We start from the raw sequence: 15,868 nt of genomic DNA on the forward strand, positions 1-15,868 counted from the left end.
CATCTTCAGCTCGGGACAAGAATTCGTATCCGACGAAGCAGTCACTATCGGCCGGAGCGCCAATTAGATCCGGAACCCGGGTCAACACACTTTCAATGAGTGGCGCAACCATGGCCGCATCCGTATCGGTGAATACACGATCCGGGGGCGAGCCTGACAGTATTTCACCTATGGTCTGCATTTGCAGGATTGCTGAAACACAGCTGGCATCCAGACAGACCGCAGCTGTCCGCCCTTCTTTGTTGGTAAACGCGAGCAGCAACCAAGCATCGGTCAGAGTCTGGCTTAGCGCGTCCGAGGGTTTGATGGTCTGTTTGGCCCCGATGACGGACAGTGGTAGCTGAATGGTTTCATCTGCCGCCCGGGCCAATGCCAACCGCAGCGCTCGCAGGATGGGGCGGGGTTTATCCTCGGCATCAGCTTGCCCAACCACAAGTTTACGCGCCAAAGCTGCGCTGACATCATTTGCCATGGCACCGAACCGCTTTCTGTTTATCGCCTGATACCCGGTCTAACCCGGCGACGGTTACCAATACCTTTAAATCGCGATCACTGCGCGGCTTGCTTGTGCGCCAGTGGCAGGCTGACACGGAACGCGGCCCCCGCCTGCCCCGGCAAATAGCTGATTTCGCCGCCGAGGCGCTGCATGATCTCACGACAGATGGCCAAGCCCAGACCCGCGCCCCCGGCTTTGTCGAAGCCTACACGCGCGAATTTCTCGAACACCATCGATTGCGCCTCGGGTGGAATTCCACTGCCATTGTCGATGAAGTCGATCACGACCTGCCCCCCAACATCGTGCGCCGAAATGGTCAGGACAGGATCGGGCGCATCACAGTACTTCTGCGCGTTCGAAATCAGATTGATGAAGACCTGACCAAGGCGATCCAGATCAGTTTGCAGCGGTATGCGTTCAGAGGTCAGGCTGCGCCGTATCTCGAGCTTTCGATCTGTTCCGGCAAGCGCGGTAGAAATGGCGCGATCCAGAACAGACCGCAACGTACTGTCGCCCAAGTTCAAACTGACCTGCCCGCTTTCCAGAACACTGAGGTCCAGCAGATCATCCAGCAATCGGGTCAGACGCAAAGCCTCGTCATGGATGATCGCTGCATAACGCGTCTTTTCCTCGGCACTCAGCTCTTCGGTATCGCGCATGATTTCCGAAAATGCCCGGATTGAGGTCATCGGAGTGCGCAATTCGTGGCTCACCTGACCAAGAAAGGCATCCTTTTGCATCGAGATTTGCGTGAGTTTTTCGTTCGCCTCACGCAACTGACGTGCCGTGCGGCTAAGTTCGGCAGACTTTGCCTCCATCTGACCTGAATATTCCAGCAGCTGCGCCGATTCATCAGCCACCGCCAGCAGATCTTCGACCGAAACCGACGATCCCCCTACGATCTGCCCGACCATAGCATGAGCGGTAGCCGCTCCGACAGAACCGCTCAACTCACGTTCAAGACGCACCAGAAAACCCGGCGTAGGTTCGGGCAATCGCCCCCGACCGCCCTGTTTCAACGCCTCGGCCTGAAAGAACACCTGCGCGGGAATCGTGCCAAGAATTCGCTGTGTCATGATCATCAGATCTTCGCTTTGGCCAATGGACCCGGTCCATCCCTGAGGGGCAACCGAATGGTCAAAGACATTCACGAATTGAGCGCCTTGCAACCGCTCCAGCGGGCTGGGAAAGCTCAGCAGGGATGCCACGCAAAAGGCGATGGTGTTCAGGGACAGCGACCACATGATCGTATGTACCATCGGGTCAATCCCATCGATCCCGAACAGCGCTTGCGGTCTGAGCCATCCCCAGCCAAATGGACCGTTTTCAAGGACCGAGGCAGGCATCACCCCCCCGCCCATTCCGGGCAACAGCAGCGTATAAATCCAGAGGAAGAACCCGACACTTAATCCAATCAGAGCACCGGTTCGCGTCGCCCCACGCCAGAACAAACCACCTACAAGTGCTGGCAGAATCTGGGAAATCCCTGCAAATGCGACAAGCCCGATGGAGGCCAGCGCCGCACCCCCACCGGACAAATGGAAATAGAAGTAGCCCAATCCCATGATGACAGCGATCGATACCCGGCGCGCCATCAGAACGATGTTGCGAACGTCACCTGAAACCGAACCCGATCCTTCCTGAGTACTCAGCCAGATCGGCATGACAACATGGTTGGAGACCATGGTTGAAAGCGCCATAGCCGTCACAATGACCATCGATGTAGCCGATGAAAAACCCCCGATGAACGAGAGCATGGCGAGCCATTCATTGCCCTGAGACAGCGGCACCGTCAGAACAAACAGGTCCGGATTTGATCCTTCGGGCATCAGGTCCAGCCCGATGACAGCAATAGGTACAACAAACAGGCTCATCAGCAGCAGATACAGCGGAAAGGCCCAGGCCGCCGTTCTCAGGTGCCCCTCATCATCGTTTTCTACGACCATCACCTGAAACATGCGCGGCAGGCAGACAAAGGCCGCGGCAGACAGGAAGGTAATTGTGGTCCAGCGGCCCGCATCAACGTTCCACTGACCGATTTCAGAGGCATCAATACGGTCCATCATCGGACCAACGCCGCCTGCGATTCCCCAGACGACAAATATGCCGACTGCCAGCAACGCAAACAGCTTGACCACAGATTCCAGAGCAATGGCCGTCACAACGCCGTGGTGACGCTCATTTACGTCCAGATTTCGTGTACCGAACAGAATGGCAAAGACCGCCAGACCGGCAGCCACCCAGAAAACACTCGATCCTTCTCTATAGAGACCAGACGAATCCGCTTCGGCAAATATCGAGAAAGAGAGCGTAATCGATTGCAATTGCAGCGCGATGTAAGGCGTGCCGCCCAACACAGCCAGAATGGTCACACAAATCGCCAGAGTGTTCGACTTACCATAACGGGACGAAATCAGGTCGGCGATCGAAGTCACGCGTTGGCTGCGCCCTACGCGAACAAGTTTACGTAGCCCCCACCACCAGCTGATCATAACCAGCGTCGGTCCCAGATAGATGGTGACGAACTCCAGTCCCGAACGGGCGGCGTTGCCAACCGCGCCGTAAAATGTCCAAGCTGTGCAATAGATCGACAGGGACAGAGTGTAGATCAATGGCGATCGCAGCCATTTCCCACGTCCAGCAACCGCCATCCGGTCGGCGGCAAAGGCCACGCCGAACAACAGTACAACGTAGCCAAGGCAGACGAGTATCAGGACGTTTAATGTCGCCATTCGTCCGTCTCCGTATCCTCACGTGCTGCAAAACGCTTGGCCACGAAGCCGAAGAACATACTGATCAGGATGAGGGCACCCCAACAACCAAAGATGTACAGGATGGCGGAGGAAAGCGGCACTGCGTCCTCTCCTGCGCTGCCATCCGGCCAGAGCAAGGGGAGTCCGATCAGAGCGGCACCCAGAAATGGCAGCAATCTCGCCGCATCAGACAATCTGCGTCGACGATAACTCTGACGTTCTAGGAAGAGCGACGGTCTTGTCGCCGTTTTTTGACGTGCATTATCCTCCGACGTCATGACCGCGAGGCTTGTGCGTGCAGATCGCGCACAGCAGTCAGAACTTCGGTATTGGAAAATGGTTTGGTCATGAACCGGCTGACACCAGCCTGCTCCGCCATTTCCCGATCTCGGGATTGCCCCCTTGCCGTAAGCATCAACACAGGCAGGCCCTTCATCCCCTCAAGTTCCCGAAGGTCACGCAGGATGTCCATGCCACTCTTACCCGGCAGCATAACGTCGAGAATAACAAGGTCCGGATTTTCAGCCACAATCACCTGAACAGCATCCACGCCTTCGGCATGGGTCTCGACCTGCCAACCCTCACGAGTCAGCAGAAATCGGATCGCCTCGGTAATGTTTGGCTCGTCCTCGATCAACAGAACCTTACGGCTCATATTTGCAGTTCCTCCCCATGGCCGATCAAACGCGCGGCCATCCATCGCTGTCAGATTAATCGTTCTGTCAGGAAACTGTCAAAAAACTTCGCTAAGAATCGACGGCTCGCGCCGTGATTCACATGCGTTTCTTGGGCAGATGCGACAGCTGGCCCCAACCTGAGCCTTCGCATCGACATCTGGTGACGGATCTTCGACCGACAGCACCAGCATTGCCGAGTGATAAACGGGGTCCTGATCAAATGACTGTACAGGCTGAGGCCAAGCAATCGCATAGCAATCGAACTCAGCCGCGGTCCGGCCCAGCTGAACGATCCTTTTCCGGACCGGGACCAGCGGCCGATTGAGAGCTGTAAACAACGGCCATAGCGGACAGCCTACTCCGTGCCGGGGTAGCGCAAATCCAGGCACAGGCTTGTAAAACAGGATACTGCCGGACGCATCACAAATTGCCAGACCCGCCGCTCGTGGCAAAAAGCTTTTCGGAACAAATGCCAACCGACGCAGCACTATCGCCAAGTCCACCGAAAATCGCGCCGCAAGCCCCATCGGATCCGGCTCAGCACCGCCCAACTCTTCCCGAAGCCTCTCCAGCGGAATTGCACGCGCGTCAGCAGCATAGGTTGCCAACAGGCTCTGCGCCACGGATTTTGCAGCGGATGTGTCCAGACCATCCAACGGAAACGAATCGGCTTCCGCACCTTCTTCGATTTCCGGGAAATGGTACTCTCGCTCGGCAAAGAACGCCTCGACCTCTTCCAGCGGCATCCCACGGCGGTCAGGCTCATCTTCGCTTTCATCCAGATAGGCAACCAGAGCCTTGGAACTTTCGGCCAGACGTTCAGCGTCTTGGTGAATGTTGCGGTGGAAGCGATCCCGCCATTCCGCATCAATCTCTTCGGGCTCGGCCAGAATCGCAGCGGTCGATCTGATCGCGGCCGCCGTCGAAAGCACCTCGTGCATCGAGGCCGCCAGATGCGGGTCATGGGTCAATCGATCTGACAGTGTCTCAACCGTGCGCTCCAAAGACACGACACGGCGATGCATCTGCGACAAGACACCTGCCCAGCCTGGGAAACGCCCCGCAAACTCATCCAGCGCATCCAGTTCGGCCGTTTGTCCAACCGCATCTGCAGCCGCCTCACGCAGCGCCGCGATCAAGGTGGCCTCGATCCCCTGTGTCAGCAACGAAGGCTCGACCGACAACGACGACGCGATATCGACCAGCAGCTTACCCCCGATCCGCCGACGATTATGTTCGATCAGGTTCAGATATGACGCCGAAATACCAACCCGGCGCGCGAGTTCCGCCTGACGCAGACCGGAAATCTGTCGTCTTTCCCGTATTCGGCTTCCTGTCAGTGTGTCGCGCAAAGGCACAACTTTCCCTAAGGTGGCGTCGCCCGCTTTTCGGCCGGGCACACGATTTTTCAGAATAGTTGTTTAATTGTTATTGGTTGGAGGCCTATTTTCAAAGCATATTTACAGGATTTACTACTTTTCCGATTTAATATCACTCAAGAGCCCATCATTCAGCCAAGTGATTGAGAGTTTCGCCCCTTCAATTCTGCCCCAATACGCGTCACCATAGGTATATGAGCGATCCAGCCTTTGAATACGCCCCGATCGGGCTCGTCGAGCTTGAAAACCGGATCATCCGGCGCTGCAATTTGCAGTTTGCCCGCACCTTTGGCGGCAGTGAGGAAGAGTATCGCAATATGCCATTGTTGCACCTCTATCCGTCAGTTGCGGATTGGGAACGCATCGGCGCGCGCAGCCTGCAGGTGATGCGAGACACGGGCTACTATACGGACGAACGGGTCATGCGACGCCGGAATGGCGATCTGTTCTGGTGCCGGGCACGCGGACGGTCACTGACACCGGACGATCCTTTCCGCCACGGCATCTGGAGTTTTTCCGACATCTCCGAAGAGCGCCCGTTAGTAGAGCTTACACAGCGTGAGCGAGAAGTGGCGATCATGTCGTGCAGAGGGTTGTCCGCAAAGGAAATCGGGGCTGAACTTGGCCTGAGTTATCGCACAGTCGAGGCTTATCGGGCCCGATTGCTGGAGAAGTTTGGCGCCCGGAAACTGCCCGAACTGGTGGCGAAATTGTCGGGGATGCCACTCTGATCCCGCTTGCCTCTCGCAATGTACGCAAAAACCCCCATTTGACAGGCTGAGACTGCGCTTTTCATGGCCGACTGCATGGCTTATAACGCTGCGTAATTAGACCAAGCCCGCAAAAACAGACGGGCCAAAGGGGAACCGTCGAGGACACTCATGACAGATACCAAACACGAAGCGGATGTGGCGTTCATCAAGGCCTTGGCCGAACTGCTGCGCGAAAACGACCTGACCGAACTGCAGGTCAAACGTGAATATGGCGAAGAAGACAGCCTGAACGTTCGTGTCAGCCGGATGAACCAAGCCGTAGCTGCTCCGGTTCAGGTGGCCGTTCCAGCCGCTGCCGCACCTGCAGCCGCAGCACCCGCTGCAGCGCCCGCCCCGGCCGAAGCAACCGCAGCAGCGGAAGATCCGGCAAGTCACCCGGGGGCAGTAACCTCACCCATGGTTGGCACTGTCTACATGCAGCCCGAGCCGGGCGCACCCGCCTTTATCACCGTTGGCGCATCTGTATCCGAAGGCGACACGCTGTTGATCGTCGAAGCGATGAAGACCATGAACCATATCCACGCACCCAAATCGGGTACCATCAAGCGTATTCTGGTCAGCGATGGTGACGCCGTCGAATTCGGCACCCCTCTGGTTATAATCGAGTAAGGCGGGCCCATGTTCGACAAGATCCTGATTGCCAACCGAGGCGAGATCGCCCTGCGTGTGATCCGCGCCGCGCGCGAGATGGGTATTGCGACGGTTGCCGTGCATTCGACCGCCGACAGCGACGCGATGCATGTACGCATGGCCGACGAATCGGTCTGCATCGGCCCGGCCCCCAGCCCGCAGAGCTATCTGTCGGTACCCGCGATCATTTCAGCCTGTGAGATCACAGGTGCGCAAGCGATCCACCCCGGTTATGGCTTTTTGTCCGAAAATGCCGAATTCGTGCAGATCGTCGAAGATCACGGCATCACCTTTATCGGCCCCACCGCAGAACATATCCGCGTGATGGGCGACAAGATCACAGCCAAGGACACGATGAAGGAACTGGGTGTTCCCTGTGTCCCGGGTTCAGACGGTGGTGTTCCAGATCTGGCTGCAGCCAAGAAAATCGGTGAAGAATTCGGTTATCCCGTCATCATCAAAGCCACCGCTGGTGGCGGCGGTCGCGGCATGAAAGTCGCGCAAAGCGCTGATGAAATGGAAAGTGCGTTCATGACCGCACGCGCCGAAGGCAAAGCCGCCTTTGGCAATGACGAGGTCTATATCGAGAAGTATCTGACCACACCGCGTCATATCGAGATTCAGGTCTTCGGTGATGGCAAAGGCAAGGCGGTCCACCTGGGCGAACGCGACTGCTCGTTGCAGCGTCGTCACCAGAAGGTGTTCGAAGAGGCCCCCGGCCCCAGCATCACCCCGGAAGAGCGCGCCAAGATCGGTAAGATCTGTGCAGACGCAGTTGCCAAGATCAACTATATTGGCGCGGGTACCATCGAATTCCTGTACGAAAACGGTGAGTTTTATTTCATCGAGATGAACACGCGTCTGCAGGTGGAACACCCGGTAACCGAAGGCATCTTTGGTGTCGATCTGGTGCGCGAGCAAATTCGCGTCGCAGCGGGCGAACCGATGTCGTTCGGTCAGGACGATCTGGAAATCAATGGGCACGCCATCGAAGTTCGGATCAATGCCGAGAAACTGCCAAACTTCTCGCCCTGCCCGGGCAAGATTTCTGCCTATCACGCACCTGGCGGTCTTGGCGTACGGATGGATTCAGCACTCTATGATGGCTATTCCATTCCACCCTACTATGACTCGCTGATTGCCAAACTGATCGTGCAGGGCCGCGACCGGGATGAGGCGCTGGCACGCCTGAACCGTGCTTTGGGTGAATTGATCGTGGATGGCATCGACACGACCGTGCCTTTGTTCCACGCTCTGCTGCAGGAACCAGACATCCACAGCGGGGACTACAACATCCACTGGCTGGAGCACTGGCTTGCGGAGAACATGGCCCAATAAATCTGTAAGGTCGAAGAGCAAACGCTCTTCGACCTTCGGGTATTCTGCATGAGCCTTTCACCCGAACTCCTTCTTCATGGGTATTCCATCGGCATTTTTCCGATGGCAGAACATCGTGACGACCCTGAGCTTTTCTGGGTAGATCCAAAATTTCGTGGTGTCTTCCCGCTGGATGGATTTCACATCTCACGCAGCCTTGCGCGCAGAATTCGCAACAGCGGGTTCGAGGTGTCAATCGACCAACACTTTGCAGGTGTCGTTGATGGCTGTGCAGATCGTACAGACACATGGATCAACGCCGAGTTACGCGGCTTGTATCTTGACCTCCATCAATCCGGCCACGCGCATTCTCTCGAAGTCTGGGAGGAAAATCAGCTTGTTGGCGGCGTCTACGGCGTTGTGCTGGGGGCGGCTTTCTTTGGGGAAAGCATGTTCTCACGCCGCACAGACGCATCCAAGGTTGCACTGGCCTATCTGGTGGACCGTCTGCGTCAAACCGGTTTCCGATTGTTTGACACGCAGTTTCTGACTGCGCATCTGGCATCATTGGGCGCGATCGAAATCCCACGCAGCCAATATCGCCGAGAGCTTGAAGAAGCGATTAACGCCAGCGCAGATTTTACTGCCGTAATCCCTCAGTCGGCAGATGGCGTGATACAGCGGATCACCCAGACGTCATAACGCGCGTGATCCAGCGCATTCAGCGCGGGAGAGGTTGCAATCATCCAGCCATCGAACAGCTGCTCTGATTTACCACTTTCCCAAATTGTCAGATAGGCGAAGGCATCCCCAGTCGGGTTATCCGCAGGGTATCGACAATCTCCAAGGGCGACATCCAGCCCGAATATGGCCTCGGTCTGACCGCTCTGCAGTTCGACATCAACGGTCTGCCCGCTGACCTTATCCAGTCCACGCAGCATCGCGCCCGGGCCGGATTCCACCTTTTGCTGAGCAGCAGCGCCAGTACCGACCAACAACAATGCAAAAAAAGCAGCCCGCATCATTCGCCACTGTCCCCGGCAACAAACTTGACCAACAGCGAGATCAGGCTGACCGCGCCTTGGGTATCCTCCACCTCGTCTCCGGGCTCAAAATAGAACGGTGATCCGCCCGGCATAACCTCGACGAAGTTACCGCCCAGCAGACCTTCCGAGGAAATGACGATGGCGCTGTCATCCGGAATCTGGATACCGTCAGCGACCGAAAAGGTCGTATCAGCACGATATGTCTCGGGATTGAGCGCAACGTTCGTAACAGTCCCGATCTTCACACCTGCCAACCGCACGTCGGTGCCGATCCCGACACCTTCCAGCGAACGGAACGATGCGCCCAATTCATACCCGGCCCGGTTCTGAGACAGGCCCGTGGACTGGCTGGCATAGACGCCAAACGCAACGGCGCAAGCCAGCACGGCTCCGCCGACAAGAACTTCGGTCATGTTGTGGGTAGACATTGCTCGCCTCGCCTATTCAGGGCTCCAGGCCTCATAATCCTTGCGCTCAACCGGGTCCGGTCGGCGCAGAGATCCCGCCGGCGTATAGGCCAATGCGGTGCCGGTCAGGTTTTCCTGATGCGGCAGCTCCCAGGATTTGTGCTTTAACGGTTTTTCTGTCGGAGGTTCATCCCAGGTGCGATGCAGCCAACCATGCCAGTCCGGATCAATCCGGCTTGCCTCGGCTTCGCCATTGAAAATGACCCAGCGCTTGCTGTCATCGGCGTTGTGGTAAAACACGTTGCCCTGATCATCTTCGCCAACCTTGATACCCTTGCGCGCGGTGAAAATCTGGGTGTTCAGGGTCGCCCCGTTCCACCAGGTCACAGCTCGTAAAAGAGTGTTCAGGATTCCCATTGGCGCCTCCGGCAGTTATGCTCCTGAAGATATGGACCAAAGGCCGACCAAGGTCCAGTGTCAGCAGGGCCGCAGCCCTTATTCCGGCAAGATTGCAGTCACTTCGATTTCGATCCGGTACTTTGGATCAATCAGGCCACATTCGATCATCGTCGCCGCTGGCGGGTTCTCACCAAAGGTTTCAGCCAGAATGGGCCAGCAAGGCTCGAACTCGGCACGGTCCGGCAGCATGTAAGTGACGCGCACCACATCGGCAAAAGACGCACCAGCATCCGTCAGGGCCTTTTCTATGACAGCCAACGCTGACCGACACTGCTCGGCCGCGCCGTCACCCTGACCGACGGTACCGGCAACGTGCACCCAGCCACCCGCTACAACAGCCCGGCAATATCCGACCTTCGCCTCAAACTCACCACCTGAAGAAATACGCTTAATTGTCATTGTGCCCTCATATGAAAACGGCGCGGATGATACCGCGCCGTGTAAATTCGAAAACTCTCTGAGTTCAGCCAGCAGACGCCGATTCGGGACCGGCATCCGCATAAATGATGAGCGGTTGCGATTCCGAGGTCACCGCCTCTTCGTTCACCACCACCTCGGTCACATTCTTCAGACCCGGCAGTTCGAACATCGTATCCAGCAGGATATCTTCGAGGATCGAGCGCAACCCGCGCGCACCGGTTTTACGCTCAATGGCCTTCTTCGCGATCGCCTTCAGCGCATCATCCGTAAAGGCCAGCTCGGCATCTTCAAGCTCGAACAGACGCTGGTATTGCTTAACCAGCGCGTTCTTGGGCTTGGTCAGGATGGTAACAAGTGCGTCCTCATCCAGATCCTCCAGCGTCGCCAGAACCGGCAGACGACCAACAAATTCCGGGATCAAACCGAATTTCAGCAGATCCTCGGGCTCAAGGTCCTTGAAGATCTCACCAACACCGCGGTCATCATTGTCACGAACGTCGGCACCAAAGCCCATGGCCGAGCCTTTGCCGCGTTGTGCGATAATCTTATCCAGCCCCGCAAATGCACCGCCACAGATGAACAGGATATTCGTTGTATCAACCTGCAGGAATTCCTGCTGCGGATGCTTGCGGCCACCCTGAGGTGGAACGCTGGCAACGGTGCCTTCCATCAGTTTCAGCAGCGCCTGCTGAACACCCTCGCCCGAGACGTCGCGGGTGATCGAAGGGTTTTCGGACTTGCGTGTGATCTTGTCGACCTCGTCGATATAGACGATGCCGCGCTGCGCGCGCTCGACATTGTACTCGCTGGCCTGAAGCAGTTTGAGAATGATGTTCTCGACATCCTCGCCCACGTAACCGGCTTCGGTCAGTGTGGTCGCGTCCGCCATGGTGAACGGAACATCCAGAATGCGCGCCAGAGTCTGCGCAAGCAGCGTCTTACCGCAACCGGTCGGACCGATCAGCAGGATGTTGGACTTGGCCAACTCAATATCGCTGCCCGCTTTCTGAGCGTGATTAAGGCGCTTGTAATGGTTGTGAACCGCAACCGACAAAACCCGCTTGGCAGTGGCCTGACCGATAACATAGTCATCCAGAACTTCGCAGATGTCTTTTGGTGTCGGCACACCATCCGAAGATTTAAGGCCACTGGCCTTGGTTTCTTCGCGAATGATGTCCATGCACAATTCGACGCATTCGTCACAGATGAACACCGTCGGGCCCGCAATCAGTTTACGCACCTCATGCTGACTCTTGCCGCAGAAACTGCAGTAGAGCGTGTTCTTGCTGTCACCGCCTGAATTCGTCGCCATGATCTACCTTTCGGGCTCCATCCCTGCGCGCCGCTGCGTCGCGCTTGCGCCTGTTCATGCAGCTTAGGCCAGCACTGTGGCAGCTACAATCTCAAAATCACACCTCGCGCTACACGCGCGAGGTTTTGATCTTAGCTTTCTTCAACATCCATCTTAGCGCGGTTCTCGACGATTTCGTCGATGTGACCCCACTCTTTCGCTTCTTCCGGGCTCATGAAATTGTCACGATCCAGAGCTTTTTCAACAGCTTTTTTGGTCTGTCCGGTATGACGCACATAGATATCATACAGGCGATCCTTGAGTTTCTGCGTTTCGGCAGCATGGATCATGATATCGCTGGCCTGACCCTGATACCCACCACTGGGCTGGTGAACCATGATACGGCTGTTGGGCAGTGAAAAGCGCATGCCCTTCTCGCCACCGGCCAGCAGAACCGATCCCATCGATGCCGCCTGACCGATCACCAACGTCGAACATTTCGGCTTGATGTACTGCATTGTGTCGTAAATCGACAAACCGCTGGTCACCACGCCGCCGGGCGAGTTGATGTAGATCGAGATTTCCTTGTTCGGGTTTTCCGCCTCAAGATGGAGCAACTGGGCAACAACCAGATGGCTCATTCCGTCGTGGATCGGGCCATTGATGAAGATGATCCGCTCCTTCAACAGGCGCGAGAAAATGTCGTAAGCCCGTTCACCCCGGCTGGTCTGCTCGACGACCATGGGAACGAGCGTATTCATATAGGTGTCAACTGGATCGAACATTCGGAACCTGCCTGCTTTGCAATGGATCGGGACACTACCCGAAGAATAGTTACATGAGTCTTAGTATCGGCACCGGGGGGCCGCAAGGGGTGCAGCAGACATCGCTTCGCTAATGTAGGATTCGTGGCGAATGGGGAGCACGGACTGCTGAACTACTGAGCGTTACTTCGACCGCTAAAATCCGCCAGCCGAATGCCGCATAGACGCACTAGGGAGTCATATTCCGGCATTTTCCCCGTTATCCATCACGCTATTTTGATCCATACATATAGAAATACATGTTCGAAACATGTACTGAAATGGCTCGCCTTCAGCGAAACTTACGTAAGGGAACAATAGCCCGCATGCCGGGCCCGAAAGGAAAACAATCTAGATGGCACTTCCCCAGCTGTCCCAGGACATGACTTCAGAAGACCTCGACCGAATGGTCGACAATGCGACGCGCGCATCGAATTTCCTCAAAGCGATCAGTCATGAAGGTCGTTTAATGATCCTGTGTCATTTGGTTTCGGGTGAGAAATCCGTAACCGAGCTGGAAGAGCTTCTGTCTGCCCGCCAGGCTGCAGTTTCCCAACAATTGTCCCGCCTCCGCCTTGAAGGGCTCGTGACACCGCGCCGCGAAGGCAAGGCTATCTACTATCGTCTGACCGATGATCGCCCCCGCCGCATGCTCGAAGTGGTTTACGAGCTGTTTTGCAGCGACGACAAATCCTGACGAGGACTGGTAGTGATTGGCGTTGTTAAGAACGCTGCAAACCGCTCTAGCTAAGCACGACCCTGAGGGCTGTTGATCAAACCAGCTGGCAGAGCCGTTCCGGATTGGCGTTCAGCAAGCAAAGAGATCACTTGAAAACTCCCTGCATTCACACCTTTGGGTGCGGTATCGATGAGGAGCGTGTCAGTTTGCAGCGCAATGACACGTCTATTCGGTTCGAGATTCCAACACCTTCTCAAGATACCAAGGGATCAAAAACGCTCAAAACGCTGGCCCGGGCCTCAGAAAGGTGCTACCGACAAAATGACTGAGTAGCCAAGGAGATACCTATGATCCGCACACTTCTGATTGGTCTGAGCCTGTTTGCCCTCACCGCTTGCGAAACCGCAAAAGGCGCTGGCAAAGATATCGAGAAAGCAGGCGATGCCATCCAGGGCGCAGCGACTGACGTTCAGGAAAATCTCTGACCACTTTCTGCATATTGTGAGAATGCCGCGCACAACCCCAATATATGGTTGATGCAAGGTCTGAGCCGAGCTACAATCAAAAGTACAGGTGCATAGACGCGGCATTGCATCATCTGACGCTACTACGGGGTTCTTTTGCGCAAGCGAAAGAACCCCGTTCCCTTTTTCAGGGTGGTGAGTGGTAGCCTGTATGAAACCGGGGTCCGGCAAAAGGAAAAGGCGTCAGGTGCGCAGACGCGGTCTTTGCATGCACCCATACGGATGCCCCTGACGCCTTGCCGGGTCGACACGCCCGAGGGACGTCCCGATCCAGTTGCTCCGATCCCGGGAGGACCGCAGCCGCCACGTTGTACGCGAGGGTACTTCGCAGCACGCATTGACCTTTTGAGAAGTTGATCACCCGGCATGGGTACGAGACCCGAAATCGGCTGATCACCCACCGGTAAGCCCTTGCAGTAAAACACAAATCCGTAGGACCTGCCCTCCCTGCTCTGGCCCCCTGGCCTTTGCGTCCCACCGTGGTTCCTAAGAACCTTGGCAGTGATCAGACTGTTGCACCCGCACCCCCGATCCGACAAGAAAATAGCACTGCAGCATGAAAATTAGACGGGGATAACCTGTTGGTATCCACAGGGAAAGCCATGTGGATAACTCCAGAACATGCGAAACTTCGCAGGGTTGACGGCGGAAAAGTCCGGAGATGAAGGGTCGAGCGGATTTCGGACGCTTTCTGCGCCTGCAAAGGCCCCCGCACGGTCGTTTAGGCAGAAATTGCAGGATTTGTACAAAGCTCAGACCCCAGATCTTTCGAATCGTACAAACGGAGATTCGCCGATGCGCTGCACAATTTCCCACGCCCGCGCCCATCTGGGAGAGCTGGTCACCCGCGCACAGGACCCGCGTCAGGTGATCATTCTGACCCGACATGGCAAACCAATGGCCGCGCTGGTCTCGGTAACCGAGGTCGAGCGGATCTGGCATCTGCAGGACGACGATGAGATCGGTTGGAAACATCCCCTGAGCGGCATACGCGGAATGTGGTCGCGGGGACGAAACATTCCGGGAATGGAACCGGGGCCGGACGGCAGCTATGTCACCGCGCGCGAAGCCGCGCTGAAGGTCCGCGAGATCCAGATGACCCGTGCCGAGGAACGCCGCATATTAGCACGTGGCGGTCTGGATCCTGTCGCGGGCGGCGAACTGGCCGCCCGGCCCGTCTCCTCCCTGTGGAGACGATGGTTCCGTTTTTGAGAAGCGTTCCGACCCGCGCGTGGCAACCTACTAACCTCCGCTGCATTCACAATCGCAGCAGCGGTACTTACCCCCTACAATCGCCCGGGCCGGAAACGCTTCAGTTCACCTGACGTTCCAGAACGGTGCTGTAGGTCGTTCCGTTACGCAGGCTACGGAAATCGGCAAAAATCTTGCCATCTTCGTACCGTGCATCGATCAACGCATTCGCGCCGATCACCAGCGGTGAGGTTTCAATGATGCCGATCGAACCCGAGCCATCGAGGCTGATGGTTCCGGTGGCCTCATATTCATTCCATTCGGTATCGCCATCCCGACGCCACTTGCTGGGCCCCCAGAAGACATTGTCTTCCTGCATCTGGACGTCGAGCATCCATTCGGCCTGATTGAAACGGGGCTGATCGCCCTTGTAGTAATGGCTGGGCTGGACGGTCGTGTAAGACCCGACCCATGTGCCGCGCAGATCCGGCGTGGTATCGGCCAGTGCTGCGGTTCCGAGGGCGAGGGACGTGGCCAGAGCGGCTGCTCCGGCAGTCATGTATCTGGTCATGGGGATCTCCTCCTGAATGCGACCCTTTGAGATTCGAAAGCGAACATCTCTGCTGTGGCCTACAGATTGGGAGGAGGTTGGATGCTTACAAGTTACCTAAGGGAAACTTCATAAAGTGTTTAAGTTGGGCTTAGACCGGGGACAGGGAAAAATGGCTGAAAACCGCAGTAACTAGCGAAACTCGCCAACCAGGTAGCGAACCATATGAAGCATGCTGTAGATTCCCCAGAAACCCAAAATCACCACAAACAACCAGCCGGGGTTTGTCTCATACTCTTGAAATGCAAGAAACGTGCGATGAGCCAAATCCTGCAAAAGAAAATATGAAAGAAACGTCAGCGCGATTGTTCGGATTGGCCAGCGCGCTAGTACAGCTCGGTAATTCATCGTCATGGCAACAGCCTAGTGATGATCTGCCTATCTGGCCAGACAGCTCACAGACAAGCCGCACT

Annotated in this window: 20 protein-coding genes; 7 read left to right on the forward strand and 13 right to left on the reverse strand. The window is 56.3% G+C overall.

Features of this window, described 5'->3' with window-relative positions; all coding sequences use genetic code 11:
- The 5 genes from E1297_RS49260 to E1297_RS31280 form a co-directional block, all read right to left on the reverse strand.
- On the reverse strand, nt 1-472 hold a 472-nt coding region (locus E1297_RS49260), incomplete at its 3' end, for a hypothetical protein (protein ID WP_209016106.1).
- 77 nt (nt 473-549) lie between these two features.
- A complete protein-coding gene (locus E1297_RS31265) occupies nt 550-3,228 on the reverse strand; it encodes an ATP-binding protein (RefSeq protein ID WP_155144915.1) in 2,679 nt (892 codons plus the stop codon).
- Nucleotides 3,216-3,350 carry a hypothetical protein gene (locus tag E1297_RS50860; RefSeq protein ID WP_256372793.1) on the reverse strand — a complete coding sequence of 45 codons (135 nt, stop codon included), beginning with the start codon at nt 3,348-3,350 and terminating at the stop codon, nt 3,216-3,218. The genes E1297_RS31265 and E1297_RS50860 overlap by 13 nt, the downstream gene beginning before the upstream one ends.
- Before the next feature lie 173 nt (nt 3,351-3,523).
- The gene (locus tag E1297_RS31275; RefSeq protein WP_155144919.1) at nt 3,524-3,904 is read right to left on the reverse strand and encodes a response regulator transcription factor; all 381 of its coding nucleotides are present in this window, start codon (nt 3,902-3,904) and stop codon (nt 3,524-3,526) included.
- Between the two features lie 78 nt (nt 3,905-3,982).
- Nucleotides 3,983-5,278 carry a helix-turn-helix domain-containing protein gene (locus tag E1297_RS31280; protein WP_155144921.1) on the reverse strand — a complete coding sequence of 432 codons (1,296 nt, stop codon included), beginning with the start codon at nt 5,276-5,278 and terminating at the stop codon, nt 3,983-3,985.
- Nucleotides 5,279-5,499: 221 nt separating this feature from the next.
- Between E1297_RS31280 and E1297_RS31285 the strand changes: the two genes are divergently transcribed.
- From E1297_RS31285 to aat, 4 genes are all read left to right on the forward strand, one after another.
- A complete protein-coding gene (locus E1297_RS31285; protein ID WP_155144923.1) occupies nt 5,500-6,036 on the forward strand; it encodes a LuxR C-terminal-related transcriptional regulator in 537 nt (178 codons plus the stop codon).
- A gap of 150 nt (nt 6,037-6,186) precedes the next feature.
- Nucleotides 6,187-6,687: an acetyl-CoA carboxylase biotin carboxyl carrier protein gene (gene accB / locus E1297_RS31290; protein WP_155144926.1), complete on the forward strand. Its 501-nt coding sequence runs from the start codon at nt 6,187-6,189 to the stop codon at nt 6,685-6,687.
- Between the two features lie 9 nt (nt 6,688-6,696).
- On the forward strand, nt 6,697-8,046 hold the full coding sequence (gene accC, locus E1297_RS31295; protein WP_155144928.1) for an acetyl-CoA carboxylase biotin carboxylase subunit: 1,350 nt from the start codon (nt 6,697-6,699) through the stop codon (nt 8,044-8,046).
- Nucleotides 8,047-8,094: 48 nt separating this feature from the next.
- On the forward strand, nt 8,095-8,727 hold the full coding sequence (gene aat / locus E1297_RS31300) for a leucyl/phenylalanyl-tRNA--protein transferase (protein ID WP_155144929.1): 633 nt from the start codon (nt 8,095-8,097) through the stop codon (nt 8,725-8,727).
- Here aat and E1297_RS31305 read toward each other — a convergent pair.
- The 6 genes from E1297_RS31305 to E1297_RS31330 all read right to left on the reverse strand — a co-directional run bounded on the left by E1297_RS31305 (nt 8,682) and on the right by E1297_RS31330 (nt 12,433).
- On the reverse strand, nt 8,682-9,050 hold the full coding sequence (locus E1297_RS31305) for a DUF2155 domain-containing protein (RefSeq protein ID WP_155144931.1): 369 nt from the start codon (nt 9,048-9,050) through the stop codon (nt 8,682-8,684). The genes aat and E1297_RS31305 overlap by 46 nt on opposite strands.
- On the reverse strand, nt 9,047-9,499 hold the full coding sequence (gene mlaD, locus E1297_RS31310; protein ID WP_155144933.1) for an outer membrane lipid asymmetry maintenance protein MlaD: 453 nt from the start codon (nt 9,497-9,499) through the stop codon (nt 9,047-9,049). Before mlaD ends, E1297_RS31305 begins: the two co-directional genes overlap by 4 nt.
- A gap of 12 nt (nt 9,500-9,511) precedes the next feature.
- Nucleotides 9,512-9,895, reverse strand: coding sequence for an NADH:ubiquinone oxidoreductase subunit NDUFA12 (locus E1297_RS31315; RefSeq protein WP_155144935.1), 384 nt, complete (start codon nt 9,893-9,895; stop codon nt 9,512-9,514).
- 78 nt (nt 9,896-9,973) lie between these two features.
- The gene (locus E1297_RS31320; RefSeq protein ID WP_155144937.1) at nt 9,974-10,336 is read right to left on the reverse strand and encodes a RidA family protein; all 363 of its coding nucleotides are present in this window, start codon (nt 10,334-10,336) and stop codon (nt 9,974-9,976) included.
- 64 nt (nt 10,337-10,400) lie between these two features.
- Nucleotides 10,401-11,669, reverse strand: coding sequence for an ATP-dependent Clp protease ATP-binding subunit ClpX (clpX, locus tag E1297_RS31325; protein ID WP_155144939.1), 1,269 nt, complete (start codon nt 11,667-11,669; stop codon nt 10,401-10,403).
- A 131-nt stretch (nt 11,670-11,800) separates the two neighbouring features.
- Nucleotides 11,801-12,433, reverse strand: a complete 633-nt coding sequence (locus E1297_RS31330) for an ATP-dependent Clp protease proteolytic subunit (protein WP_155144941.1) — start codon at nt 12,431-12,433, stop codon at nt 11,801-11,803.
- A 373-nt stretch (nt 12,434-12,806) separates the two neighbouring features.
- On the opposite strand from E1297_RS31330, the gene E1297_RS31335 reads away from it, so the two are divergent.
- The 3 genes from E1297_RS31335 to E1297_RS31345 all read left to right on the forward strand — a co-directional run bounded on the left by E1297_RS31335 (nt 12,807) and on the right by E1297_RS31345 (nt 14,866).
- Nucleotides 12,807-13,148 carry a helix-turn-helix transcriptional regulator gene (locus tag E1297_RS31335; RefSeq protein ID WP_155144943.1) on the forward strand — a complete coding sequence of 114 codons (342 nt, stop codon included), beginning with the start codon at nt 12,807-12,809 and terminating at the stop codon, nt 13,146-13,148.
- Nucleotides 13,149-13,477: 329 nt separating this feature from the next.
- A complete protein-coding gene (locus E1297_RS31340; RefSeq protein ID WP_155144945.1) occupies nt 13,478-13,615 on the forward strand; it encodes an entericidin A/B family lipoprotein in 138 nt (45 codons plus the stop codon).
- A gap of 834 nt (nt 13,616-14,449) precedes the next feature.
- Nucleotides 14,450-14,866, forward strand: coding sequence for a type II toxin-antitoxin system Phd/YefM family antitoxin (locus E1297_RS31345; protein ID WP_170331337.1), 417 nt, complete (start codon nt 14,450-14,452; stop codon nt 14,864-14,866).
- 100 nt (nt 14,867-14,966) lie between these two features.
- Here E1297_RS31345 and E1297_RS31350 read toward each other — a convergent pair whose 3' ends face one another.
- Both E1297_RS31350 and E1297_RS31355 read right to left on the reverse strand, forming a co-directional pair.
- The gene (locus E1297_RS31350; RefSeq protein WP_155144949.1) at nt 14,967-15,416 is read right to left on the reverse strand and encodes a hypothetical protein; all 450 of its coding nucleotides are present in this window, start codon (nt 15,414-15,416) and stop codon (nt 14,967-14,969) included.
- A 171-nt stretch (nt 15,417-15,587) separates the two neighbouring features.
- Nucleotides 15,588-15,809 (reverse strand): hypothetical protein, encoded by a 222-nt coding sequence (locus E1297_RS31355; protein ID WP_155144951.1) that lies wholly within the window; start codon nt 15,807-15,809, stop codon nt 15,588-15,590.
- Nucleotides 15,810-15,868: the final 59 nt, after the last annotated feature.

It is taken from the genome of Roseibium sp. RKSG952, from assembly GCF_009711355.1.

Bases quoted from the DNA above. Each gene is read 5' to 3' on its own strand.
- E1297_RS31265 (WP_155144915.1), bottom strand. From the start codon at position 3,228: ATGGCGACATTAAACGTCCTGATACTCGTCTGCCTTGGCTACGTTGTA.
- E1297_RS31275 (WP_155144919.1), bottom strand. From the start codon at position 3,904: ATGAGCCGTAAGGTTCTGTTGATCGAGGACGAGCCAAACATTACCGAG.
- E1297_RS31285 (WP_155144923.1), top strand. From the start codon at position 5,500: ATGAGCGATCCAGCCTTTGAATACGCCCCGATCGGGCTCGTCGAGCTT.
- accB (WP_155144926.1), top strand. From the start codon at position 6,187: ATGACAGATACCAAACACGAAGCGGATGTGGCGTTCATCAAGGCCTTG.
- accC (WP_155144928.1), top strand. From the start codon at position 6,697: ATGTTCGACAAGATCCTGATTGCCAACCGAGGCGAGATCGCCCTGCGT.
- aat (WP_155144929.1), top strand. From the start codon at position 8,095: ATGAGCCTTTCACCCGAACTCCTTCTTCATGGGTATTCCATCGGCATT.
- E1297_RS31305 (WP_155144931.1), bottom strand. From the start codon at position 9,050: ATGATGCGGGCTGCTTTTTTTGCATTGTTGTTGGTCGGTACTGGCGCT.
- mlaD (WP_155144933.1), bottom strand. From the start codon at position 9,499: ATGTCTACCCACAACATGACCGAAGTTCTTGTCGGCGGAGCCGTGCTG.
- E1297_RS31315 (WP_155144935.1), bottom strand. From the start codon at position 9,895: ATGGGAATCCTGAACACTCTTTTACGAGCTGTGACCTGGTGGAACGGG.
- E1297_RS31320 (WP_155144937.1), bottom strand. From the start codon at position 10,336: ATGACAATTAAGCGTATTTCTTCAGGTGGTGAGTTTGAGGCGAAGGTC.
- clpX (WP_155144939.1), bottom strand. From the start codon at position 11,669: ATGGCGACGAATTCAGGCGGTGACAGCAAGAACACGCTCTACTGCAGT.
- E1297_RS31330 (WP_155144941.1), bottom strand. From the start codon at position 12,433: ATGTTCGATCCAGTTGACACCTATATGAATACGCTCGTTCCCATGGTC.
- E1297_RS31335 (WP_155144943.1), top strand. From the start codon at position 12,807: ATGGCACTTCCCCAGCTGTCCCAGGACATGACTTCAGAAGACCTCGAC.
- E1297_RS31340 (WP_155144945.1), top strand. From the start codon at position 13,478: ATGATCCGCACACTTCTGATTGGTCTGAGCCTGTTTGCCCTCACCGCT.
- E1297_RS31345 (WP_170331337.1), top strand. From the start codon at position 14,450: ATGCGCTGCACAATTTCCCACGCCCGCGCCCATCTGGGAGAGCTGGTC.
- E1297_RS31350 (WP_155144949.1), bottom strand. From the start codon at position 15,416: ATGACCAGATACATGACTGCCGGAGCAGCCGCTCTGGCCACGTCCCTC.
- E1297_RS31355 (WP_155144951.1), bottom strand. From the start codon at position 15,809: ATGACGATGAATTACCGAGCTGTACTAGCGCGCTGGCCAATCCGAACA.